This window comes from Streptomyces sp. NPDC002788, assembly GCF_053592115.1.
Window position 1 is genome coordinate 192742 of record NZ_JBSFVB010000007.1, and the last position, 22617, is coordinate 215358.

Consider the following 22617-nt stretch of genomic DNA (forward strand, 5'->3'; position numbering starts at 1 on the left):
CCTCGGTCCCTCGTGGCACGGCGCGCAGCGGGCGTCAGGCGCGGAAGCCGTCCGGCATCCGCGGCACAACCGAGAAATTCAAGGAGATACGGCCATGGCCGTCGTCACGATGCGGGAGCTGCTGGAGAGCGGCGTCCACTTCGGTCACCAGACCCGCCGTTGGAACCCGAAGATGAAGCGCTTCATCTTCACCGAGCGCAACGGCATCTACATCATCGACCTGCTCCAGTCGCTGTCGTACATCGACCGCGCCTTCGAGTTCGTCAAGGAGACCGTCGCCCATGGCGGCACGGTCATGTTCGTCGGCACCAAGAAGCAGGCGCAGGAGGCCATCGCCGAGCAGGCCACCCGCGTCGGCATGCCCTACGTCAACCAGCGCTGGCTGGGCGGCATGCTCACCAACTTCTCGACCGTCTACAAGCGTCTGCAGCGCCTCAAGGAGCTCGAGCAGATCGACTTCGAGGACGTCGCCGCGTCCGGTCTGACCAAGAAGGAGCTTCTCGTGCTCTCGCGCGAGAAGGCCAAGCTGGAGAAGACCCTCGGCGGTATCCGCGAGATGCAGAAGGTGCCCAGCGCCGTCTGGATCGTGGACACCAAGAAGGAGCACATCGCCGTTGGTGAGGCCCGGAAGCTGAACATTCCGGTCGTCGCGATCCTCGACACCAACTGCGACCCCGACGAGGTCGACTACAAGATCCCGGGCAACGACGACGCGATCCGCTCCGTCACCCTGCTCACCCGCGTCATCGCCGACGCCGTCGCCGAGGGTCTCATCGCCCGCAGCGGTGTCGCCACCGAGGGCAAGGGCGAGAAGGCCGCGGGCGAGCCGCTGGCCGAGTGGGAGCGCGACCTGCTCGAGGGCGAGAAGAAGGCCGACGAGGCCGCCCCCGCCGCTGAGGCCGCTCCGGCCGCCGAGGCTGCTCCGGCCGCTGAGGCCGCCCCCGCCGCCGAGGCCGAGGCCGAGAAGCCGGCCGAGGGCGAGAAGGCCGTCGAGGCCGAGCAGGCCTGACCCGTCAGTCCGAGGTGACGGCGGGAGCGGTACGGCATCACCAGCGCCTTCGGCGCGGTGAAGTCCGCTCCCGCCGTTCACCCGTAGGTCAGCGGAAGGACAGCGTCCCCCGGCTTCATGGGGCACATCCGCAGATCTTCGATCTTCCAGACTTCGAGAGAGATTCACAGACTCATGGCGAACTACACCGCCGCCGACGTCAAGAAGCTCCGTGAGCTCACGGGCGCCGGCATGATGGACTGCAAGAAGGCGCTGGACGAGGCCGAGGGCAACGTCGAGAAGGCCGTCGAGGCGCTCCGCATCAAGGGCCAGAAGGGCGTCGCCAAGCGCGAGGGCCGTTCCGCCGAGAACGGTGCCGTCGTCTCGATCATCGCCGACGACAACTCCTCCGGTGTCATCGTCGAGCTGAAGTGCGAGACGGACTTCGTCGCCAAGGGCGAGAAGTTCCAGGCCGTGGCCACCGCCATCGCCGAGCACGTCGCCAAGACCTCCCCGGCCGACCTGGAGGCGCTGCTCGCCTCCGAGATCGAGGCCGGCAAGACCGTCCAGGCGTTCGTGGACGAGGCCAACGCCAACCTGGGCGAGAAGATCGTCCTGGACCGCTTCGCGCAGTTCGCCGACGGCTACGTCACGGCGTACATGCACCGCACGATGCCCGACCTGCCCCCGCAGATCGGTGTCCTCGTCGAGCTGGACAAGCCGAACGCGGAGATCGCCAAGGGCGTCGCCCAGCACATCGCCGCCTTCGCGCCGAAGTACCTCTCCAAGGAGGACGTCCCGGCCGAGGTCGTCGAGTCCGAGCGCCGCGTCGCCGAGGAGACCACCCGCGCCGAGGGCAAGCCCGAGGCCGCCCTGCCGAAGATCGTCGAGGGTCGCCTCAACGGCTTCTTCAAGGACGCCACGCTGCTCGGCCAGCCGTACGCGCTCGACAACAAGAAGTCCGTCCAGAAGATCCTGGACGAGGCCGGTGTCACCCTGAAGCGCTTCACGCGTATCAAGGTCGGCATCTGAGTCCGTACCGCGACCGACGCGCGACCCCGATAGGGTCGACAGCAGTCGTCCGCGTGCGCCGTCACAGGGGTGACGGACGACAGCAGATCTGACGAGGAGGCCATTGCCGTATGGGATGCGAAACACGCCCCACCGGCAATGGCCTTCTTCGCATGTGCAACACGTGAAAGAGGCGGGATCCCCCATGACCACCAAGGCCCAGAAGAGCGACGACGGCAAAGTACGCGGCCGGTTTCTGCTGAAGCTGTCCGGAGAGGCCTTCTCCGGCGGTGGGGGCCTGGGCGTCGACCCCGACGTGGTGCACAAGATCGCCCGCGAGATCGCGGCCGTCGTGCGCGACGGTGCGCAGATCGCGGTCGTCATCGGCGGCGGCAACTTCTTCCGCGGTGCCGAGCTCCAGCAGCGCGGCATGGACCGGGCCCGCTCCGACTACATGGGCATGCTCGGCACCGTCATGAACTGCCTCGCTCTCCAGGACTTCCTGGAGAAGGTGGGGGTGGACTGCCGGGTGCAGACCGCCATCACCATGGGCCAGGTCGCCGAGCCGTACATCCCGCTGCGCGCCGTACGGCACCTGGAGAAGGGCCGCGTGGTCATCTTCGGCGCCGGTATGGGCATGCCGTACTTCTCCACCGACACCACCGCCGCCCAGCGCGCCCTGGAGATCGACGCCGAGGCCCTGCTGATGGGGAAGAACGGCGTGGACGGGGTCTACGATTCCGACCCGAAGACCAACCCGGACGCGGTGAAGTTCGACCACCTCGGGTACGGCGAGGTCATCACCCGCGATCTGAAGGTCGCTGACGCCACAGCCGTGACGCTGTGCCGCGACAACAAGCTCCCGATCGTGGTCTTCGAGCTGCTGGCGGAGGGCAACATCGGGCGAGCCGTCAAGGGTGAGAAGATCGGCACGCTGGTGGGGGACCCCGGCAGCCGGGACTGAGTCCCCGAGAACAACCCCGTCCGGGGGACGGACGGGACGGAGCCGGGCCGGGGGATGGACAATGTCCCGCCGGTCGGGAACCGTGCAGAAGAAGACGCGACGCAGCCGGCCGCCGCCCCGCATGGAACCGCAGCCGGGCCTACTCAAGACACGCAGGAGCAAGTGGTGATCGAAGAGACCCTCCTCGAGGCCGAGGAGAAGATGGAGAAGGCCGTCGTGGTCGCCAAGGAGGACTTCGCCGCGATCCGCACCGGCCGTGCGCACCCGGCGATGTTCAACAAGATCGTGGCCGACTACTACGGCGCGCCGACCCCGATCAACCAGCTGGCCTCGTTCTCGGTGCCCGAGCCGCGCATGGCCGTGGTGACCCCGTTCGACAAGAGCGCGCTGCGCAACATCGAGCAGGCCATCCGCGACTCCGACCTGGGCGTCAACCCGAGCAACGACGGCAACATCATCCGGGTGGTGTTCCCCGAGCTGACCGAGGAGCGCCGCCGCGAGTACATCAAGGTCGCCAAGAGCAAGGGTGAGGACGCCAAGGTCTCCATCCGCTCCGTGCGCCGCAAGGCCAAGGACGCCATCGACAAGCTGATCAAGGACGGCGAGGTCGGCGAGGACGAGGGCCGCCGTGCGGAGAAGGAGCTCGACGACACCACCGCGAAGTACGTCGCGCAGGTGGACGAGCTCCTGAAGCACAAGGAAGCGGAGCTGCTCGAGGTCTGATGAACAACTCTTCCTGGGGGGCGCCGCCACAGGCCGGGTACTGGGGGCCCACCGACCAAGGGCAGGGCCGCGGGCCCGTCGGGAGCCCCGGCCAGGGGCACGTCCCGGGGGCTGCTCCGGCGGGTCCCGCATACGATGCGTATGAAGCGCCTCAGACTCGCCCCATGCCCATCGTGCCCGACGTGACCGACTTCGGCGGAAACCAGGATGACGACCGGGGGGCTGCTCGCGTGAGCGGCCCCCCGGTCCGAAACGACACGAATCCGGAGCCCATGCCCGACGCCTCGCAGCCGGCCCCCAAGCCGCAGAAGAAGAGCGCGGGTCGCGACCTGAGTGCCGCGATAGGGGTGGGTGTCGGTCTGGGCGCGGTGATCGTCGCGTCGCTGTTCGTCGTCAAGGCCGTCTTCGTCGGCGTCGTCGCGGTCGCCGTCGTGGTGGGCCTGTGGGAACTGACCAAGCGGCTGGACGAGCGCAAGGGCATCCGTGCGCCGCTCGTGCCGCTCGCGCTCGGCGGTGCCGCGATGGTCGTCGCCGGGTACGTCCGGGGTGCCGAGGGCGCCTGGATCGCCATGGCACTCACGGCACTGGCCGTGCTCGTGTGGCGCATGACGGAACCGCCGGAGAACTACCTCAGGGACGTCACCGCCGGCGTCTTCGCGGCGTTCTACGTGCCGTTCCTGGCTACGTTCGTCGCGATGATGCTCACCGCGGACGACGGGCCGCAGCGGGTGCTCACCTTCCTGCTGCTGACGGTCGTCAGCGATACGGGTGCCTACGCCGTCGGCTGGCGGTTCGGCCGGCACAAGCTCGCGCCGCGCATCAGCCCCGGCAAGACCCGCGAGGGCCTCGCCGGGGCGGTTTCCTTCGCCATGGTCGTGGGCGCGCTGTGCATGCAGTTCCTCATCGACGACGGTGCCTGGTGGCAGGGCCTGGTGCTCGGTCTCGCGGTCGCGGTCAGCGCCACGCTGGGCGACCTCGGCGAGTCCATGATCAAGCGGGACCTCGGCATCAAGGACATGGGCACGCTGCTGCCCGGTCACGGCGGCATCATGGACCGCTTGGACTCGCTGCTGCCCACCGCTCCGGTGGTGTGGCTGCTGCTCGTGCTCTTCGTCGGGTCCGGCTGAGCCGACCGGGCATCGTCAGTGAGCTCTCGTCCGGCCGGGCGGGGGCTCACTGTCGTATCGAGCGGCATCGCGGGGCGCAGAGTGGGACGATGCAGATGTACCTCCCGAAGGAGGCCATCATGCCCATCATCCGACAGAGCATCGATGTCGACCGGCGTCCCGAGGACGTCTACGACTACGTCACGGACGCCCCGCGACTGCCCGAGTGGCAGCTGAGCGCCGTGTCCGCGGAACGCCTGGACCAGGGGCCCGTCGGCGTCGGCTCCCGGGTCCGCGTCACCCGGCATGTCGGCAACCGCGTCATGCCCATGACCATGGAGGTCACCGAGTACGACCCGCCGCACAGCTGGGGCATGCGCGGCGTCGACGGCCCCGTCAGGGCACGGGTGCACGGCGAGGTCGAGCCGATGGACGAAGGGCGTCGTTCCCACGTCACGATCGAAATCGACTTCGAGGGCCACGGCGTCGGCAAGGTCCTCGTCCCCCTCGTCGTACGCCCCCAGGTCCGCAAGGAACTCCCGCGCAACGAACAACTCCTCAAGGACCGGCTGGAGCACCCGGGCGAGTAGGGCGCCTCCCTTTGCTGCCGTCGGCTGCGCTCAGCGCCGTCGGGGAGCTTTCAGCTGTTCTGCCGCAGTTCGAAGAGGACGAACAGTCTCACGCAGAGCACCGGCGAGTCCCCCTTTTCACGCGGCCGTCCGCGAGGTCCGGGAGGAACCGGGCATCACCCACGCCTTGGACGCCTGCTCGCGTCGACCGGGCCCCGAACGGGGCCGAGGGTGACAAGGTGTTCTCGGCGATCACGTGGTCGGCCAACGGGCCGGTCGAGTGATGACCGAGCCTGGGGGAAGGATGTATCCGCACAGCCATCGGGTCGATGGCCGACGTGACTGGTTCCGTACCGGCAGCGCACACATGGGGGACTCTCATGATCGAACTAGGCATCCTGTTCGGCCTCTTGGTGGTGACAGCGCTGGCTTTGATCTTTGTACTCCTGCGCCGAAAAAACGGCAGCACGGAGAATGCCGACGGACTCCTCATCGAGCAAGCTCAGCGGATACAGGCTCAGAACGAGCGAGCGGCATACAACGCCGGCGCAGTGGACGGCTTCTTGCCACCCACCCGCGACTCCTGCCGCCCCTAGTTGAGGGGTCCCGAGGCAAGCGGCCCGAGAACCTCAGCTCAGCGTCTCGTCAGCTCAGCCCAGGCGTGGACACGCTGATCATGCGAGCGGTGACAGGCCCTTGCCCTCCAGGGTGAGCGAGCAACGAGTCAAGGCATGCGTCCGCCGCGGTCAGATCAGAGCGGAAGAACGAGTCCTCGCCGAGCGGCCCGCCGCTGACGATGACCATCCATGCCGTCCTCCGCTCAACCATGCGGTCCCCGTCGACCTTGAAGACGGTCGTCATTCCGCGCTCGGCCGACCACTCCATCAGTTCGAGCACGCCCACTCGCATCCCTCCGGAGAGGTCATCCCATCTCCCGGAGCACGCGCCCCTGGGCCGTCTCCGGGTCGTGCGAGGGCGGCCAACGCCGTCGGGCGGCATCCACAGGTGACCGCCCCCACCCCGCTCAGGCCTGGGCTGCCGCAGTTGATCTGCCACACTGGAAGGGTTATGCCTGCACCCGGAGAACTGATGTGCTCCGGGCACGAAGAAGCCCCCTACCAGCGATGTTGTCGCCAGTAGGGGGCCGTCTTGTGTCCCGTGGGCCGTCCCTGGGCCGTCAGGGCTCCTGGGCCGTGCCGAAGACACTGTCCAGAGCTCGGCGGGCACGCTCTCTGCTGCTGGGCATCAGGTGGGCGTAGACCCGCAGTGTCATCGCCGGGTCGGAGTGCCCGAGGTATTCGCTCACGGCCTTGATGCTCTCGCCCGCGTCCAGGAGGACCGAGGCGTAGAAGTGGCGAAGGGCGTGCATTCCGTGCTGCCGTGCGGAGGCGTACGGCTTGCCGGGCTCGGGCGTCGGGATGAGGCCGGCCGCCGCGAGGGCGGGCTTCCACTCCTGGATGTTGAAGTTGCTTCGCCAGACGATTCCGCTGGCCGTGTTGGTGAAGATCAGACGCCGTTCGGTGAGCGGACCGTCCGGCCTGCCCCACGGCAGCTTGATACCCACGGGCGGGTGGCTCTTCATGTGCTGCCGCAGAGCGGAGGCCACCGAGGACGGCAGCGGTACGTCCCGCTCCTTGTTGCCCTTGGGTGGAGCGAAGACCGCGACACCACGGATCAGCTTCACCTGAGCGGTGACGCGGAGAGTGTCGCTGTCGAGTTGCAAGGTGTCTTCGGCCAGACCGATGATCTCGCCCTGGCGGAGGCCGCAGCCACTGCCGACGTCAACCATGGCTTGGTAGCGCTCGGGCAGGGCATCTCGGACCGCACGCACCTGGGACGGGAGCCAGGGCACGACCCGGGCAGTCGAGACTGCGGGCGGGCGCACTGACGCTGCTGAGCACGGGTTCCGGGCGAGGAAGCCGTCATCCACGGCGGCCGACAGCACGGCACGGACGTTGGCGTAGATGTTGCGGGCGTAGGTGCCGCCCATCGAGTCGTTCTCCAGGTCGCGCACGAACTCGCGGATGTGGACTGGACGGAAAGACCCCAGCGGACGCGCCCCGATACGAGGGAAGGCATGCAGCCGAAGACGGGTCTCCACACCGATGCGTGTGTTCAGGTCGGTCGTCTGCCCGGTGATCCAGCGCTCTGCGTACTGCTGAAAGGTGGTCTGGGCTGCTCTGGGGTCCACGTACTGACCACGGGACATGTCGGCAGCCGTCTCGGCCAGCCACTCTTCCGCCCGGCGCTTCTGGCGGTCTGGGAAGGACTTGCTCTTCTCTGTGCCGTCCGGGCCGACGTAGCGGGCCCGGTAGCGGAGTCCGTTGCCGTAGCGTTCGGTCTTGACCCTTACCGGCTTGCCGTCGGGGCCTGGCTCGGTCTTGTACCAGCGGTCTTGGACGTGCCCCGCCATTAGGCGGCCTCCTCGAGCTGGGAGTCGACCCAGGCCCGTATGTCGTTCGGGTCGAAGCGGAGATGCCGTCCGACTCGGAAGCCGCGGGGGCCGGTGCGCTTGCGGCGCCACTGGTAGACGGTTTCGACGCTGGGCAGTTCGAACATCTCGACCAGGTCTTCAGGCGTCAGGAACCGGGGCGGCAGCTCTGAGGCCATGGTCAGTACTCCCCTTCTGCGAGTTGGTCGCGTAGGGCTTCGCGGGCGGTTTCGCGATTGGCTTGGATGTCGCGGGCGATGGTGGCGGCGAGGGCAGATTCGCCGGGGGTGTGGCCGTGTCCGGCGTACTGCCAGTCGGCCAGGACGAGGACGGTGTCGGGCTCGCGGTCGTCCAGGCCGAGGGCGGCGTGTTCCTGGGTAGCGCGGTAGTCGGCGCGTGCCTGGCGCAGGGTGCCGAGGGTGGTGGAGTAGCGGCGGGACTTGGAGGAGAAGTGGCCGCGGAAGCCGAGCATGTGAGCCCAGGCCCACAGGCGCCGGTCGGGGTACAGCGGATCGAGCACCTTGCAGGCCTTGATGAGGTGGCGGGTGTGCTCGGGTACGCCGTGGCGGTCCAGCTCGGAGAGTTCGCCGATACGCCGGTCGAGGGTGCCGGTGGTCTCGGCGGCCTTGGTGGCGTACTTGGCCACGTAGGAGGCGACCGCCTGCTCGGTGATAGCGGAGCCGTCACCGAAGGCCTTCACCGGCCGGACGTCGAGCTGGGTGCCCCAGCGGAAGGTACGGGCGGGCTGGTCCTCGGAGGCCGGGATGGAGACCGAGGTGTAGGAGTGCGCGGCAGCTGCACGGATCGAGTCGGCCAAGAGGTCGACCGTGGCCCAGGACGGCGGCGGAGTGTCCGGCCCCTCAGATCCGTCGATGCGGATCACGGCGTGGAAGTGCACGGCGCCGCGCTTCTGGAACTCGGCGACCTTGCCGTAGGAGAGGCGGGCGCACTCCTTCAGCTCGCGTTGGGTGATGCCGGCGCGGGCGGCGATTTCGCGGCGGAGCCGATTGGTGAAGCGCTGCCAGAGCTGCCCGGCGTGGTTGTTGAACAGCACGGCGCCCGCGTAGTCGTACGTCCCCGGGTCCAGGGCGGTGCCCAGCTCAGGAGCGTCCGCGGCGTGGCGGATGCCGCACCGGCAGACGCCGTGATCAGGCCGGTTGTGCACGCGACCGAATGAGGGGGCGGTGAGGGTGGCGAAGACGCGGGGGTGGTCGCGGACGGTGGCGGGGATGTCGCGTCGGTCGTCTCCGGCGAGCCCTGCGCGGATGAGGTGGTAGGTATCGCCCGCGTAGGTCCAGGCGCAGGACGGGCAGCGGGAGGCCCGCCGGTTGCCGCAGGCGACGCGGAGGCGTCCGCCCGGCTCGTTGGCGGTGGTGTAGTGGTGCAGGGTCTCGCCGGTGGTCTTGTCCTTGGTCAGGGTCCAGCCGGTGAGGTGGATGGGGTCGGCGCAGCCGCCGGTGCGGCGGATCTGCTCGTGCCAGCGGTCGAAGTCGGATGCCGAAGCCACCCTCAGCAGGTCGCCGAGGGTGGTCGGGTCGAGCAGGTCAGGCACGCGCACCCTCCCGGACGCGGCGGGCGGGGACGGTGCCCAGGCCGTCGCAGGCCCGGCAGTCGATGGTGAGCGTGGGCAGCTGGCCGTGCCGGTCGCGGCTGCCGGTAGTGATGGCGACCGTGGCGAAGCCGTCGCAGTTGGGGCAGATGCGGGGCGTCGGCGTGGTGGTGAGGTGCGGCATGCTGGGGGTTCCTTCCGGTTCAGTGGATCGGACAGGGACGGCGCCCGGGCGGCGGATGCTTGGCGGTATCGGAGCCGCCCGGGGGCCGGTCAACGTCGCTTCGTCTCCGAGGCGAGGAGCGAGCGCAGGACGACGGCGCAGACGGCGACCGAGGCGCCGGTGATGGCGACCGCCAGGAGCATGGAGATCAGGACGGCGCCGACGACCAGGACCACGGCGGTGCCGCCGCCGACGAGGGCGAGGGCCGTGCCGGGGGTGAGCTGAACCGTCGGCCGGGACGGGACCGGGGCCGGGGCCACCGGGGCGGGCTGCGGGGTCTGAGCGGCCGGGACGATAGTGGTCGGCTCGACCACGGCAGGCGGTGTGACCTGGCCGGTCGGCGTGGGCATGGTCGGAATCTTCGGACGGAACATCAGCGGTTCTCCCTTCCGAGGGCGGGTGGTTACTTGATGAAGGTGTCGATGGCGGGGGCGAGGACGCTGTCGGCGAGGAGGAAGCCGCCGAGCAGCAGGACGGCGATGAGCCAGGCGGGCGGGCGGATGAGCTTGACGCCGAGGTAGCCGATGACGAGCAGGGCGAGCCAGAGCGGTACTTCCATGGCGGTGGCCTCCTAACGGACGCGGCAGCGGTGGGTGCGGGCGGCGAGCTGGGCGGCGGACTGGCTGCCGTAGTCGGAGGACCAGCCGCAGCGGTCGGCGGTGCACACGGCGGCGTGCTTGGTGTGGCCGTGGCGGTCGCGGTGGGTGCCGATCTGTACCGGGCCGATGCGCATCACGGAGTGGAAGTGGTCGCGGGCGGGCATGTCAGTCGGTCTCCTCTCGGGTCGGGGCCGGGTCGGGGTAGGCGGCGCGGATACTGGCGGCGGTGGCCGGGTCGGTGGTGCGGCGGGCGGCTTCCTCGGCGAGCAGGTGGGCGAGGAGGGGCCGGTTCGTGGCGGCCATCTCGCGGGCGGCGTCGAGGTGGTCGGCGGCGGTCAGGTCGGCCGGGTCACTGGTCATGGCGTGTCTCCCGTCGGGATCAGGCGAGTTGGGCGGCGATGGCGTCGGCGAGCTGGGGCGGGACGCCGAGGCGGGCGCGCAGGGTGTCGGTGTCGATCGGGGTACCGGTGCGGGCGTGGTGGTCGTCGGCGACCTTTCGGGCGTGGTCGACCAGCGCGGCCGGGACCGGCACAGCCGGAGCGGGGTCGGCCGGGGCAGGCTCAGCCGGGGCGGGATCGCTAGCCGGGAGGGCCGGGGTGTGGTCGACCGCTGGAAGTGGCTCGGGCTCGGGCTTGGGATCGGGTTCGGCGACCGGTTCAGGGTTCGGTTCGGCATCTGGCGTTGTGGGTGCCGGCGCTTCTGCCACCTGCTCTGTGGCGGAGTGGGCGAGGAGGGTGCCGCCCATGAATGCCAGGGCGGGCCAGGCGGCGACGAGGATCCGCAGCCAGGCCGGGACGTGGTCGAGGTCGAGGAGTCCGGCGGTGGCGACGTTGGCGCCGAGCGAAGCGACAAGGGCGATGACGAACCAGCACCAGGCCAGCCGGGACGGACCATCGACACGGAGCCGCCGCCAGGCAGCGACCAGGAGCAGGTCCACGCTGATCGGGTAGGCCCAGGCTTTCCAGCCGTCCTGCCCGGCAGCGGCAGCCAGGTCGTGCAGGTGGGCGAAGGACAGCGCCCCGGCAATGACGGCCTGGACCAGGACGGCATCTATGCGGAGAGCGGGGCGGGCCATCACGGCTCCTTCCAGTGATGAGGCATGGCGGGGGTAGGGACCTGGCGCGAAACGGTCACGCCGACCGGAGATGAGAGGGGAAGGGTCAGGCCGTGGCGGGGGCTGTCTTGGACAGCGGCACCCGGGCCGAGGGCAGTGAGCCAGTCACGGGCCGGTAGGCGGCCAGGGCGGGCACGTCGGGGGTGCGGTCGGCGTACTTATTGCAGAGGTTCACGGCCTGGCGCAGCGAGGTGTGCGGGGCGCGGATGCGGTGCCAGCCACCGGTGGAGTCACCGGCGATCGCGATGCCGCGTGTCTCGGCGGGGATCTGGATGGCGGCCAGGACAGCGTCCGGCGAGATGTCACCGAAGGCCATGTTCGCGCTCGTCTCGTCGTTGACACGGTGGGCGGTACGGCCGGTGAGCTGGGCACGGAGCATGGTGATGCCCTTGCCGAGCTCGGAGCCGAAGCGCTGCCCGCAGATCTCCAGATAGATGCCGGCCGCACGGCCGAGCTGGGCGAGCCGCACGAGTGCGGTGATGATCCGGTCCCGGCGCTTCTCCTCCTCCCTCGAAGCGAACAGGGCAAGTTCGGCAACCTCGTCGACCAGGACCACGACTGGCACGGGGCGGATGTCGTCGGGCAGGTCCCAGATGTCGGCGGCGACCTCCGCATCCGGCACCGCGACGCTGATGCGCTGCTCAGCCCGGATTAGCTGATACACCTCCTCCATGTGGGACACCAGGGCTTCGAGCAGTTCCAGGGCCGTGTCGGGGTTGTCGGCGAGGGCGGAGAAGCGGCGGGCCAGGGGGAACAGCTCGACGCCCTGTTTGCAGTCAATGCCGACCAGGGCGACGTCCATCGGAGCGAGCCCGGCGACCAGGTTGCGCTGATAGACGGACTTGCCGGACTCGGTCGCCCCGAGGGTCAGCCCGTGGGGAACGGCGCGGTAGTCGCGGTAGTGCACCGAACCGTCCTCCCGCAGCGCGACCGGAACCCGCATCGGACGGGTGTCGGTTTTGGCGGGCATCTGCACTTGCTTGAGCACGTCGTAGCCGGTCATCCGCACCTCAACCACACCCGAGCGGACCTCGCGGGAGGTCACGCCGTACATCCCGAAGGAGTGGCGCAGCCGGTCCGTGGCCGCCGACACGTCGAAGGCGTCCTGACCGGGGCGGAGCTTGAGCCGCAGGACCAGACCGGTCCGGGTGGGCCGCAGCCGAAGGATGCGCGGCACCCGAGACTCAGGAACCGGCCGGTTGGCCACCCGGGCCAGCGCCAGCCGCCAGCGCGAGGGCGGAACCGTCAGCCCACAGGCGTCCATGACCGAGGCGTAGCGGACCAGGACCCGCACCGAGGCGACGAGGACCCCGAAGGTCAGCCAGTACCAGGCGGGGCGCCGCCACCGCAGGAGACCCGCAGCGGCGACGACCACAACCACAGCGACCATGAACCAGGTCATGATCAGGCCGCTTCCGATGCCGAGCCGGTGGCGGCCAGCGAGGTGACGGCGACCGCGCGGAATGCGATGCCGTGGCGCTTCTGGCCGTTGAACTCGTTCTCCCACGGCCGGGCGATCAGCCCCGTCAGAGCGACCGGGGTGCCCATGGCCAGGTCGCTGGAGATACCGGGCTCGGGGACGGTGATGGACAGGATCTCGACCTCGTCGTTGGCCGCGAACATCACGTCCACGGTCATCAGCTTGACGCCGTCGGCGTCGGTGGCGATCTCACCGGTCCGACGGTCACGGACCTTGGGCTGCGGGGCCTTGGCGACCATCACGGTCGCGCCGGACGTCTCAACGGGGATCTGACGCATGAGTGCGCTCCTAGCTGTCGTCGAACTTGACGTACTTAGTACGTCGACCTGTCATGAGGGTGCACCTGAAGTACTTAGTACGTCAAGTGGTTCTCGACTGTTGTCGGTTGGATGTGCTGCACTTAGTGCGACAAGCACTGAGAGGGGCTATGGCCGAGTTCACCGGACGCGCGAAGTACCTGGAGATCGCTGACGACTTCAAGCGCCGCATCCGCCAGGGAGAGCTGGATCCAGGCAAGAAACTGCCGTCCGAGACCGAGCTGATGGCAACGCACGACGTCTCGCGCACGGTGGCCCGACAGGCGATCTCACGCCTTCGCGAGGACGGCTACGCGATCTCCCACCAGGGCAAAGGCAGCTTCGTCACTCTTCCCGACGAGCCTCGACCGGCGAAGCACAGCCCGGAGTTCGAGGAGATCGCCGGATACCTGTCGGAAGTCCGCCAGGAGGTACGTCGGCTCGCCGACCGGATGGATCAACTTGAGCAACTGGTGCGGAACCAGGCGCAAGACGACTGACCAACGCCTCAGCTCGATTCCCGAGCGCGGCCACCTCCTCGCCAAGCTCTCTGACCTCCTTGATGAGTTCGACCACTTCGGCCGGGGTCAGCGGCATCGCGTGGCTCCTTCGTCGTGGTTCGACCTGACAGTCCCTGGGGTTGTCAGCAACGCTAGGAGCGGGTCGGTGGAGTACCCCGGAAAATCTCTCCGGGGTCCCATGTAGAGACGGGGGGACGCTCTTGCCATGCGAGGAATGACGACGAACCTGACGATCGGCGAACGCGTTGCCTGGTACCGCCGCAGGCGTGGCATGTCCCAAGAAGTCCTGGCCGGACTGGTCGGCCGAACCGTCGACTGGCTGAGCAAGGCCGAGAACAACCGGATCGAGCTGGACCGGCTCTCGGTCATCAAGTCGCTTGCCGATGCACTCGACGTGACCCTGGGCGACCTGCTCGCCGAACCCACCCTGTTGGACTGGACAGCCGACAGCGGCAAGCGCACGGTGCCGGCGCTTCGCTCGGCCCTGATGAACTACCGCCAGCTGACCCCACTTCTTGGGATCACGACCGAGGGCGAGCCGACCTCACTCGACGAACTCCGCAGCAGCGTCGCTGAGGTGTGGGACGCGTATCAGGACTCGCGGTATGCGTTCGCCACTCGCCGCCTACCGCTGTTGCTGGCCGATGCGCTCATCGCGGCCCAGGCCTACCAGGGCCGGGAGCGCGAGCAAGCACATGAACTCACGGCGATGACCTACCAGGGCGCGGCCATGGTGCTCACCAAGCTCGGCGAGGCTGATCTGGCGTGGATCGCAGCCGACCGCGGCTTGGCTGCCGCTCAGCAGTCCGGCAATGCCGTGGTGACCGGGTCCCTGTTCCGCTCCGTCGCCCACTGCCTGTTGACCACCGGCCGGTTCGGTGCCGCCACGCAGCTCGTCGGCGACGCGGGGGAGTACCTCCGCCCCGGCCTGGACGACGCGAACCCCGAGTTCCTGTCGATCTACGGAACCTTGTTCCTCGCCGGATCCATGGCGGCTGCCCGGGCGGAGGACCGTGCCACGACTCAGACCTTCCTCGCCGAGGCCGACCAGGCAGCCCGGCGGCTGGGAACCGACGCCAACCACGTGTGGACCGCTTTCGGCCCGACCAATGTGGCCATCCATCGCGTAGCCACGGCCGCAGAGCTGGGAGACATGCAGGTCGCGGTGGATCTGGGTCCGCAGATCGACACCAGCGCGCTGCCGACCGAGCGCCGCACACGCCACAACCTCGAAGTGGCCCGAGCCCTCAGCGCCCACAACCGTATGGAAGACGCCTTGGCGAAGATCCTCGAAGCGGAGAGCTGGGCCCCTGAGCAGGTACGGAACCACTACCTCGCGCGCGAACTCGTCCTGACTTGGGTCCGGAACCAGAGGGGCCGGCCGAGCCGCAGCCTGGCGGACCTGGCCAACAGGCTGCATGTCATCTGAGCTGGGTACTCTCGGCTGCATGGCACTGAACGCACAGGAAGCGAAGATGGCGCATCCGCGCATGGCAGCGGGTGCGCTTTTCTTTGATGCCGCTGGGCGGGTCCTCATGGTGGAGCCCACGTACAAGGACTACTGGGAGATCCCCGGCGGGTACGTCGAGACCGGCGAGTCTCCGCTGCACGCGGCCATCCGCGAGGTCAAGGAGGAGCTGGGCATTACCCCACCCCTTGGGCGCCTGCTCGCGGTCGACTGGGCCCCGAACAAGGCTGAGGGCGACAAGGTGCTGTACCTGTTCGACGGCGGCCAGCTCGGCGAGGACGACGTGGCCCGGATCAGCTTGCAGCCCGACGAGCTGAAGAGCTTCGCCTTCTTCACTCCCGAGCAGATCTCGGAGCACACCATCCCGCGGTTGGCCCGACGCGTCATCGCAGCAACAGAGGCCCGAGACGCAGCTTCGCCGGTCTACCTGGAGCACGGCCAGACACCCGGCACCGAGGCAGCGTGACCACTCCCCGCGGCATGAGTCGAGCCGAAGCGATCCACCTCGTCCAGCGGCTCATGAACGCCGACTATGCCGACGAGGCCGAAGCCGACGACATCCTCGCGGGGCTCGTACGTGGACTTGGCTGCCCGCACATCAGTGACTATGTCTTCTGGGACCACGATCCTCAGCTGACGGCAGAGAAGGTCGTGGGCCGAGCTCTGTCCTACGAGCCGTTCGCCCTGTAACCGCACAGTAGACCGCATTGCGGTAAGAGTTTCTCTACTTCATCAAGGCCCGCGCACGGCGCGGGCGCGCGCCGCCTCTGCGGCGCGGCCTGCCTCCTGTCTGCGCCCCGGCTGGCCGCGCCCGGCGGCGCGCTCGGCGGCTGCGGGCATGAAGGGGGAGACACCCTCTGTGGCTGGGGCGGTCGGCTCCACGGCTTTAGGCAGCCACTTTGGGGCGAGCCTCTAAGATCATGGCCCCAACGTCGTGCTTTAACGGGCAGGTCCACAGACTGCCCGACTCGCCATGAGCTTACGGGGCCATGATCACTCGCCCCAAAGCAGCTCCAGCCCAAAGCCGCTCCGCCGACCTTGTTCTCCAGCCGTCACGTGGAATGCCCGCTATATTTGGTGCATTGTTGCGACTTGAGAAGCTAGGGGACGCATGTACGAGGATCGACCCAAGACCCCTTCTGAGGTCAAGCGGAAGTTGCGTCAGCATGCCCGTTTCGGCTGCTGTAGGTGCGGGCTCCCGATTTACCAGTACCACCACATTATCCCGTATAGCGAGGACCAGCACTTCCGAGTAGAGGACATGATGGTTCTGTGTCCCTTGTGTCACGACATGGCGACGAAGGGTGTTTTCACTGCAAAGCAGCAGCGAGAAATTCAGGCGAGCCCGTTCAATGCCCGAAGAGGCTTGGCGGGCGGAATGCTATATACCAAGCAAGATTACTGCGCCGTGCTGGCGGGCGGCGTGCTGATGGTTGGTGAAGGGCCGGTGATCATTGTAGATGGGGAACCGCTATTGACCCTTACTCCAGGTTCAGATGGGCACGTCAGTCTATCAATGAACCTGCGTGATCAAAGTGGCAGCCTAATCGCCTTGATTGAAGACAACGAATGGATATCGGGTGATGCTGCGGTATGGGATATGGAGTCGGACTATCAAAAGCTGACGGTCCGATCTGGCGTCAATAATGTGGCACTGAATCTGAACATGAAAGGCGAACCGGCTCACCTCCGGGCTAAATTCTGGCGCTCTGGCTACTTGGTTGATCTGCGTGGAATCGGGATCCGGGTTAATGGAGTGAATGCTGGCCAGCATCTAGCGGAAGGGCTTGCGTTTGCCGGTATGACGATTGAACTAGACACTAAAACCTCGGTTGTGCAGCTTGTGCCTCAGCTCAAGAACGCATTTCTGGTCAGCGAGCCCGATCCGCTGGAGCGGCTAAGGAAGACCGTCGAGGCATGGCGAGGACTCAAGAACTGAGAGTCTGGCAAGGACGCGAAGCCCTAGCCGTGAGTGCGCGCCGCTTTGCTTCCTTGATCGGCCTGGACCAGTAATCGCGACCGCGGGGCCCCCTGGGCCGTCCCTGGGCCGTCCGAGGTCGGCCAACGCTGACAGTCCGCACCCACAGGTGACCACCCCCACCCCGCTCTGGCCTGGGCCCCCCGAGTTGATCTGCGACACTGGGAGGGTTATGCCGAAGCCCGGAGAACTCACTTTCGTCGCCCCCCGCGGAGCCAAGAAGCCGCCGCGGCATCTCGCCGACCTCACTCCTGCCGAGCGCAAGGAGGCCGTTGCCGCGGTCGGGGAGAAGCCGTTTCGTGCCAAGCAGCTGTCGCAGCACTACTTCGCGCGGTACGCGCACGATCCGGAGCAGTGGACCGACATCCCGACCGGTTCCCGCGGCCGGTTGCAGGAGGCGCTGCTGCCCGAGCTGATGACCGTCGTGCGGCATCTGTCGACCGACCAGGGCACCACGCGCAAGACGCTGTGGCGGCTGTTCGACGGGACGCTCGTCGAGTCCGTGCTGATGCGCTACCCGGACCGGGTGACCATGTGCATCAGTTCGCAGGCGGGGTGTGGAATGAACTGCCCGTTCTGTGCGACCGGGCAGGCGGGGCTGGACCGGAACCTGTCCACGGCCGAGATCGTGCACCAGATCGTGGACGGCATGCGGGCCCTCAGGGACGGGGAGGTCCCCGGCGGCCCGGCGCGGCTCAGCAACATCGTGTTCATGGGCATGGGCGAGCCGCTCGCGAACTACAACCGGGTGGTCGGATCCATCCGGCGGCTCACCGACCCCGAGCCCGACGGCCTCGGGCTGTCCCAGCGCGGGATCACCGTCTCCACCGTCGGCCTCGTCCCGGCCATCCACCGGTTCGCCGACGAGGGCTTCAAGTGCCGCCTCGCCATTTCGCTGCACGCGCCCGACGACGAGCTGCGCGACACCCTCGTGCCGGTGAACACGCGGTGGAAGGTCCGCGAGGTGCTGGACGCCGGCTTCGAGTACAGCGCCAGGTCCGGTCGGCGGCTGTCCATCGAGTACGCGCTGATCCGCGACATCAACGATCAGGCGTGGCGCGGTGACCGGCTGGGCCGGATGCTCAAGGGCAGGCCGGTGCATGTCAACCTGATCCCGCTGAACCCGACGCCCGGCTCCAAGTGGACCGCCTCGCGGCCCGAGGACGAGAAGGCGTTCGTGGAGGCGATCGCCGCGCATGGTGTGCCGGTGACGATCCGGGACACCCGTGGTCAGGAGATCGACGGGGCGTGTGGTCAGCTCGCGGCCACCGAACGGTAGTCTGACCGCCGTAAGAACATCTGCATATTCCGACAGGGGAGCGCCACAGCGCTGAGAGTGCGGCACACGGCCGCAGACCCTCCGAACCTGGCCCAGGTCATTCTGGGTAGGGAGATCGGTCATCACTCGAGCTGTTGCGCCCTGCCCGGGGCCCCAGAAGTCCCGGGCAGGGCCGCGTCTTCTCCTGGTCACTCCAGGAGGAATCCGGTGAACATCAACATGAAGCGGCTGACGGCGGCGGCCGTCGGGATCGGCATGGTCGGCACACTCGCCGCGTGCGGGTCGTCCGACGGCGGCCAGGGGTCCGGCGACTCCAAGACCGTGACGCTCGTCAGCCACGACTCGTGGGCCGCGTCCAAGGACGTCATCGCGGCCTTCGAGAAGCAGTCCGGCTACAAGGTCAGGGTCCTCAAGGACGGCGACGCCGGGCAGGCCGTGAACAAGGCCATCCTGACCAAGGACAACCCACAGGGCGACGTCTTCTTCGGCGTCGACAACACCTTGCTGTCCCGCGCCCTCGACAACGGCCTGTTCCAGCCGTACGAGGCGAAGGGCTCCGACCTGATTCTGCCGGAGTACCGGGTCGACCAGGGCAGGCACCGGGTCACGCCCATCGACACCGGCGACATCTGCGTCAACTACGACAAGAAGTACTTCGCCGACCACAAGCTCGATCCGCCGCGGAGCTTCGACGACCTGGTCAAGCCCCAGTACAAGAACCTCCTGGTCACCGAGAACGCCTCCGCCTCCTCGCCCGGTCTCGGCTTCCTGCTCGGCACCGCCGCGAAGTACGGCGACGGGGGCTGGGAGGGGTACTGGAAGAAGCTCAAGGCCAACGGCGTGAAGGTCGTCGACGGCTGGGAGCAGGCCTACAACGAGGAGTTCTCCGGCTCGGCCGGCGGTAAGAAGGCCAAGGGCGACCGGCCGCTCGTCGTGTCGTACGCCTCCTCGCCGCCCGCCGAGGTCCTCTTCGCCGACCCGAAGCCGAGCACCGCCCCGACCGGGGTCGCCGAGGGCACCTGCTTCCGGCAGGTCGAGTACGCGGGGCTGCTGAGCAACGCGAAGAACACCAAGGGCGGCAAGGCCTTCCTCGACTTCCTGATCAGCAAGCGGTTCCAGGACGACATGCCGCTCAACATGTTCGTCTACCCGGTGCGCGAGGGCGCCCAGGTGCCGCCGGAGTTCGCCAAGTACGGGCCGCAGGCGAAGGATCCCGAGACCATGGACCCGGCGAAGATCGCCGACCACCGTGACCAGTGGGTCAAGTCGTGGACCTCACTCGTACTGAAGTAGCCGTCCGCAGGCGGGGCGCGGCGGCGCGGTTCGGCCTGCTGGCCGCGCCCGTCGCGTTCTTCGCGGTCTTCTTCGCCTATCCCGTCGCCGCGATCGTCGCGCGGGGTCTGAAGGCCGACGGGGTCTGGCACCTCGGGCGGGTCGGAGGGGTGCTGGCGCAGTCCGACGTCCGGCACGTCCTGTGGTTCACCACCTGGCAGGCGCTCGTCTCCACCGCGCTCACCCTGCTCGTCGCGCTCCCCGGCGCCTACGTCTTCGCGCGCTTCGACTTCCGGGGCAAGCAGGTGCTGCGGGCGGTCGTGACCGTGCCGTTCGTGCTGCCGACGGTCGTCGTCGGTACGGCGTTCCTGGCGCTGGTGGGGCGCGGCGGGCTGCTCGACGAGCTGTGGGGCGTACGGCTCGACACCACCGTGTGGGCGATCCTGCTCGCGCACGTCTTCTTCAACTACGCGGTCGTCGTACGGACCGTCGGCGGGCTCTGGGCGCAGCTCGACCCGCGGCAGGAGGAGGCCGCGCGGATGCTCGGGGCGTCTCCGCTGAGGGCCTGGCGGCAGGTGACGCTCCCTGCCCTCGCCCCGGCCGTGGCCGCTGCCGCGCTCATGGTCTTCCTGTTCACCTTCACCTCCTTCGGTGTCGTGCAGATCCTCGGCGGTCCCACCTTCTCGACCCTGGAAGTGGAGATCTACCGGCAGACGTCCGAGATCTTCGACCTGTCCACGGCGGCCGTGCTGACGCTGATCCAGTTCGTCGCGGTGGGTGCGATCCTCGCGCTGCACGCCTGGACCGTGCGGCGGCGGGAGACCGCGCTACGGCTGGTGGACGCGGCCGTGACCGCGCGCCGGCCGCGCGGTGCGGGGCAGTGGGCGCTGCTGGGCGGGGTGCTCGTCACCGTCGTCGTGCTGCTTCTGCTGCCGCTGGCCGTGCTGGTGCAGCGGTCGCTGGACGCGCCGGGTTTCGGTTACTACAGGGCGCTGACCAGGGAGGACGGCGGAGTCTTCCTCGTCCCGCCGATCGAGGCGATCGGCAACTCCCTGTCGTACGCGGTCGCCGCCACAGCCATCGCCGTGGTGATCGGCGGACTGGCCGCTGCCGCGCTCACCCGCCGGGACGCCGGGCGGTTCGTGCGCGGCTTCGACGCGCTGCTGATGCTGCCGCTCGGGGTGTCCGCGGTGACCGTCGGCTTCGGGTTCCTGATCGCGCTGGACGAGCCGCCGCTGAATCTGCGGTCCTCGTGGATCCTGGTGCCGCTCGCGCAGGCGCTGGTCGGGGTGCCGTTCGTCGTGCGGACCATGCTGCCCGTGCTGCGGGCGGTGGACGTGCGGCTGCGGGAGGCGGCCTCGGTGCTCGGGGCCTCGCCCTGGCGGGTGTGGCGGGAGGTGGACCTGCCGTTGGTGCGGAGGGCGCTGCTCATCGCGGCCGGGTTCGCCTTCGCGGTGTCGCTCGGGGAGTTCGGGGCGACGGTGTTCATCGCACGGCCCGACAACCCGACGCTGCCGGTGGCCGTGGCACGTCTGCTGGGGCGGCCCGGGGACCTGAACTACGGCCAGGCGATGGCCCTTTCGACGATTCTGATGGTGGTGTGCGCCGTGGCCCTGCTGGTGCTGGAGAGGCTCCGCACGGACCGGACGGGGGAGTTCTGATGCTGCTGGCTCTGGAGGGTGCGACGGTCCGTTTCGGCGGGCGTGCCGTGCTGGACGCCGTCGATCTGGAGGTCGCCGAGCACCAGATCGTGTGCGTGCTCGGGCCCAGCGGCAGTGGCAAGTCGACCCTCTTGCGGGTGGTGGCCGGGCTGCAGCCGCTCGACTCCGGGCGGGTGGTGCTCGACGGGCGCGACCAGACGGGCGTGCCCGCGCACAAGCGGGGCGTCGGGCTGATGTTCCAGGACCATCAGTTGTTCCCGCAGCGTGACGTGGGCGGCAATGTGGCCTTCGGGCTGCGCATGCGCGGGGCGGCGAAGCTCCACCGGGCCGAGCGTGTCCAGGAGTTGCTGGACCTCGTGGGCCTGCCCGGTGCGGAACGCCGGGGCGTCGCCGCGCTGTCCGGCGGGGAGCAGCAGCGGGTGGCGCTCGCCCGGGCCCTGGCACCGAGCCCCCGGCTGCTGATGCTGGACGAGCCGCTGGGTCAGCTCGACCGGTCGCTGAGGGAGCGGCTCGTCGTCGAACTGCGGGAACTGTTCGGCCGCTTGGGCACGACCGTGCTCGCCGTGACACACGACCAGGGGGAGGCCTTCGCGCTGGCCGACCGGGTCGTGGTGATGCGGGACGGGCGGATCGCCCAGTCCGGTACGCCCCTTGAGGTGTGGCAGCGGCCCGCCGACGCGTTCGTGGCCCGCTTCCTCGGCTTCGATAACGTCGTCGAGGCGACGGTCGGGGTGGAGGCCGCGGACACGCCATGGGGCAAGGTGCCGGTGCCGGAGGGGGCCCCGCAGGGCACGCGCACCCTGCTGGTCCGGCCCGCCGGCGTGCGCCTGGTGCCTGTCGGCACGGGCCTGCGCTGCACGGTGACCGCCCGCACCTTCAAGGGCACCCACGTCGCCGTCCGCCTTCAGCCCCGGGACGCCCCGCGCCTGGAGGCGGCGTGCGCGCTGCGGGCGGCGCCGGAGGTCGGGGACGAGGTCGGCGTGGACTTCGACGGGGCCGAAATCGTGGTGCTCGACTGATCGCTGCAGATCGTGGAGTACGTGCAGCGGACGGCTCCGCACGACACGGTGGGGGAACTGCGCGGCCCGGGCCGCAGCATCCATCTGCACGCCATCGACACCGGGCCCGGCCTGAACGCCGAGTGGCTCGTCGAGTTCACCGAGGACGGTGTCGCCTGGCGCCGCGGACATGAGAAGGCCACGGTCGCCCTGCGCGGACCCCTCACCTCCGTGCTGCTCGCCTTCTACCGGCGACTTCCCCTGGACGCTCAGGAGTTGGAGATACTCGGCGACCGGGAGCTGCTGGAGTTCTGGCTGCGGCGGGCGACGTTCGGGTGAGACGGGACGTGGCCCGCCCCCGGATCAGGGGACGGGCCACATCGCGGT

General features: G+C 68.7%; 28 protein-coding genes, 2 pseudogenes and 1 riboswitch. Of the genes and pseudogenes, 18 read left to right on the forward strand and 12 right to left on the reverse strand.

The annotated features are described in order from the left end of the window. Positions 1-94 precede the first annotated feature (94 nt). From rpsB to ACWD1U_RS15580, 7 genes are all read left to right on the forward strand, one after another. Positions 95-1009: a 30S ribosomal protein S2 gene (gene rpsB, locus ACWD1U_RS15550; RefSeq protein WP_451107781.1), complete on the forward strand. Its 915-nt coding sequence runs from the start codon at positions 95-97 to the stop codon at positions 1007-1009. A gap of 174 nt (positions 1010-1183) precedes the next feature. Next, the gene (tsf, locus tag ACWD1U_RS15555) at positions 1184-2020 is read left to right on the forward strand and encodes a translation elongation factor Ts (RefSeq protein WP_451107782.1); all 837 of its coding nucleotides are present in this window, start codon (positions 1184-1186) and stop codon (positions 2018-2020) included. Positions 2021-2204: 184 nt separating this feature from the next. Next, positions 2205-2963 (forward strand): UMP kinase, encoded by a 759-nt coding sequence (pyrH, locus tag ACWD1U_RS15560; RefSeq protein WP_010044452.1) that lies wholly within the window; start codon positions 2205-2207, stop codon positions 2961-2963. Between the two features lie 165 nt (positions 2964-3128). Continuing rightward, positions 3129-3686 carry a ribosome recycling factor gene (gene frr, locus ACWD1U_RS15565; protein WP_031120910.1) on the forward strand — a complete coding sequence of 186 codons (558 nt, stop codon included), beginning with the start codon at positions 3129-3131 and terminating at the stop codon, positions 3684-3686. Then, positions 3686-4813, forward strand: coding sequence for a phosphatidate cytidylyltransferase (locus ACWD1U_RS15570; RefSeq protein WP_451107785.1), 1128 nt, complete (start codon positions 3686-3688; stop codon positions 4811-4813). Before frr ends, ACWD1U_RS15570 begins: the two co-directional genes overlap by 1 nt. Before the next feature lie 119 nt (positions 4814-4932). Continuing rightward, complete coding sequence (locus ACWD1U_RS15575; RefSeq protein WP_451107786.1) at positions 4933-5382, forward strand: SRPBCC family protein; 450 nt, start codon at positions 4933-4935, stop codon at positions 5380-5382. Between the two features lie 359 nt (positions 5383-5741). Continuing rightward, on the forward strand, positions 5742-5957 hold the full coding sequence (locus tag ACWD1U_RS15580; RefSeq protein WP_451107788.1) for a hypothetical protein: 216 nt from the start codon (positions 5742-5744) through the stop codon (positions 5955-5957). Between the two features lie 49 nt (positions 5958-6006). On the opposite strand, the gene ACWD1U_RS15585 is transcribed toward ACWD1U_RS15580, so the two are convergent. The 12 genes from ACWD1U_RS15585 to ACWD1U_RS15640 form a co-directional block, all read right to left on the reverse strand. Further along, positions 6007-6258, reverse strand: a complete 252-nt coding sequence (locus ACWD1U_RS15585; protein ID WP_451107790.1) for a hypothetical protein — start codon at positions 6256-6258, stop codon at positions 6007-6009. Positions 6259-6538: 280 nt separating this feature from the next. Beyond that, positions 6539-7774 carry a tyrosine-type recombinase/integrase gene (locus ACWD1U_RS15590; RefSeq protein ID WP_451107792.1) on the reverse strand — a complete coding sequence of 412 codons (1236 nt, stop codon included), beginning with the start codon at positions 7772-7774 and terminating at the stop codon, positions 6539-6541. Continuing rightward, positions 7774-7971, reverse strand: a complete 198-nt coding sequence (locus ACWD1U_RS15595) for a helix-turn-helix transcriptional regulator (protein ID WP_451107794.1) — start codon at positions 7969-7971, stop codon at positions 7774-7776. Before ACWD1U_RS15595 ends, ACWD1U_RS15590 begins: the two co-directional genes overlap by 1 nt. Positions 7972-7973: 2 nt before the next feature. Further along, positions 7974-9344, reverse strand: a complete 1371-nt coding sequence (gene repSA, locus ACWD1U_RS15600) for a replication initiator protein RepSA (RefSeq protein ID WP_451107795.1) — start codon at positions 9342-9344, stop codon at positions 7974-7976. Continuing rightward, positions 9337-9525: a hypothetical protein gene (locus ACWD1U_RS15605; protein WP_451107797.1), complete on the reverse strand. Its 189-nt coding sequence runs from the start codon at positions 9523-9525 to the stop codon at positions 9337-9339. Before ACWD1U_RS15605 ends, repSA begins: the two co-directional genes overlap by 8 nt. Before the next feature lie 89 nt (positions 9526-9614). Further along, the gene (locus ACWD1U_RS15610; RefSeq protein ID WP_451107799.1) at positions 9615-9938 is read right to left on the reverse strand and encodes a SpdD-like protein; all 324 of its coding nucleotides are present in this window, start codon (positions 9936-9938) and stop codon (positions 9615-9617) included. A 29-nt stretch (positions 9939-9967) separates the two neighbouring features. Continuing rightward, positions 9968-10123, reverse strand: coding sequence for a hypothetical protein (locus tag ACWD1U_RS15615; RefSeq protein WP_451107800.1), 156 nt, complete (start codon positions 10121-10123; stop codon positions 9968-9970). Between the two features lie 12 nt (positions 10124-10135). Next, a complete protein-coding gene (locus tag ACWD1U_RS15620) occupies positions 10136-10327 on the reverse strand; it encodes a mobile element transfer protein (protein ID WP_451107802.1) in 192 nt (63 codons plus the stop codon). Position 10328: 1 nt separating this feature from the next. After that, the gene (locus ACWD1U_RS15625) at positions 10329-10523 is read right to left on the reverse strand and encodes a hypothetical protein (RefSeq protein WP_451107803.1); all 195 of its coding nucleotides are present in this window, start codon (positions 10521-10523) and stop codon (positions 10329-10331) included. Positions 10524-10542: 19 nt separating this feature from the next. Then, on the reverse strand, positions 10543-11238 hold the full coding sequence (locus ACWD1U_RS15630) for a DUF2637 domain-containing protein (protein ID WP_451107805.1): 696 nt from the start codon (positions 11236-11238) through the stop codon (positions 10543-10545). An 85-nt stretch (positions 11239-11323) separates the two neighbouring features. Next, entirely contained in the window at positions 11324-12679 is a 1356-nt protein-coding gene (locus tag ACWD1U_RS15635; RefSeq protein WP_451107807.1) for an FtsK/SpoIIIE domain-containing protein, read from the reverse strand. A gap of 2 nt (positions 12680-12681) precedes the next feature. Next, positions 12682-13035 carry an SCO3933 family regulatory protein gene (locus ACWD1U_RS15640; protein ID WP_059423151.1) on the reverse strand — a complete coding sequence of 118 codons (354 nt, stop codon included), beginning with the start codon at positions 13033-13035 and terminating at the stop codon, positions 12682-12684. Positions 13036-13184: 149 nt separating this feature from the next. On the opposite strand from ACWD1U_RS15640, the gene ACWD1U_RS15645 reads away from it, so the two are divergent. The 11 genes and pseudogenes from ACWD1U_RS15645 to ACWD1U_RS15695 all read left to right on the forward strand — a co-directional run. After that, on the forward strand, positions 13185-13553 hold the full coding sequence (locus tag ACWD1U_RS15645) for a winged helix-turn-helix domain-containing protein (RefSeq protein ID WP_451107809.1): 369 nt from the start codon (positions 13185-13187) through the stop codon (positions 13551-13553). A 235-nt stretch (positions 13554-13788) separates the two neighbouring features. Beyond that, complete coding sequence (locus ACWD1U_RS15650) at positions 13789-15003, forward strand: helix-turn-helix domain-containing protein (RefSeq protein WP_451107811.1); 1215 nt, start codon at positions 13789-13791, stop codon at positions 15001-15003. 19 nt (positions 15004-15022) lie between these two features. After that, on the forward strand, positions 15023-15508 hold the full coding sequence (locus ACWD1U_RS15655) for an NUDIX domain-containing protein (RefSeq protein WP_451107812.1): 486 nt from the start codon (positions 15023-15025) through the stop codon (positions 15506-15508). A gap of 14 nt (positions 15509-15522) precedes the next feature. Next, entirely contained in the window at positions 15523-15732 is a 210-nt protein-coding gene (locus ACWD1U_RS15660) for an e9imm peptide (protein WP_451107814.1), read from the forward strand. 421 nt (positions 15733-16153) lie between these two features. Continuing rightward, positions 16154-16333 (forward strand): annotated as a pseudogene (locus ACWD1U_RS15665) (HNH endonuclease); the annotation flags it as partial. After that, the gene (locus tag ACWD1U_RS15670) at positions 16334-16981 is read left to right on the forward strand and encodes a hypothetical protein (protein WP_451107989.1); all 648 of its coding nucleotides are present in this window, start codon (positions 16334-16336) and stop codon (positions 16979-16981) included. It begins immediately after the preceding pseudogene. A gap of 211 nt (positions 16982-17192) precedes the next feature. Continuing rightward, positions 17193-18299: a 23S rRNA (adenine(2503)-C(2))-methyltransferase RlmN gene (gene rlmN / locus ACWD1U_RS15675; RefSeq protein ID WP_451107815.1), complete on the forward strand. Its 1107-nt coding sequence runs from the start codon at positions 17193-17195 to the stop codon at positions 18297-18299. A gap of 24 nt (positions 18300-18323) precedes the next feature. Then, a riboswitch (TPP riboswitch) is annotated at positions 18324-18430 on the forward strand. Between the two features lie 88 nt (positions 18431-18518). After that, positions 18519-19592 (forward strand): thiamine ABC transporter substrate-binding protein, encoded by a 1074-nt coding sequence (locus ACWD1U_RS15680; RefSeq protein WP_451107976.1) that lies wholly within the window; start codon positions 18519-18521, stop codon positions 19590-19592. Between the two features lie 38 nt (positions 19593-19630). Continuing rightward, a complete protein-coding gene (locus ACWD1U_RS15685; RefSeq protein WP_451107978.1) occupies positions 19631-21232 on the forward strand; it encodes an ABC transporter permease in 1602 nt (533 codons plus the stop codon). Then, positions 21232-22251 carry an ABC transporter ATP-binding protein gene (locus ACWD1U_RS15690; RefSeq protein WP_451107817.1) on the forward strand — a complete coding sequence of 340 codons (1020 nt, stop codon included), beginning with the start codon at positions 21232-21234 and terminating at the stop codon, positions 22249-22251. Before ACWD1U_RS15685 ends, ACWD1U_RS15690 begins: the two co-directional genes overlap by 1 nt. A 3-nt stretch (positions 22252-22254) precedes the next feature. Further along, positions 22255-22569, forward strand: a pseudogene (locus tag ACWD1U_RS15695) (hypothetical protein); the annotation flags it as partial. Between the last annotated feature and the right edge of the window lie 48 nt (positions 22570-22617).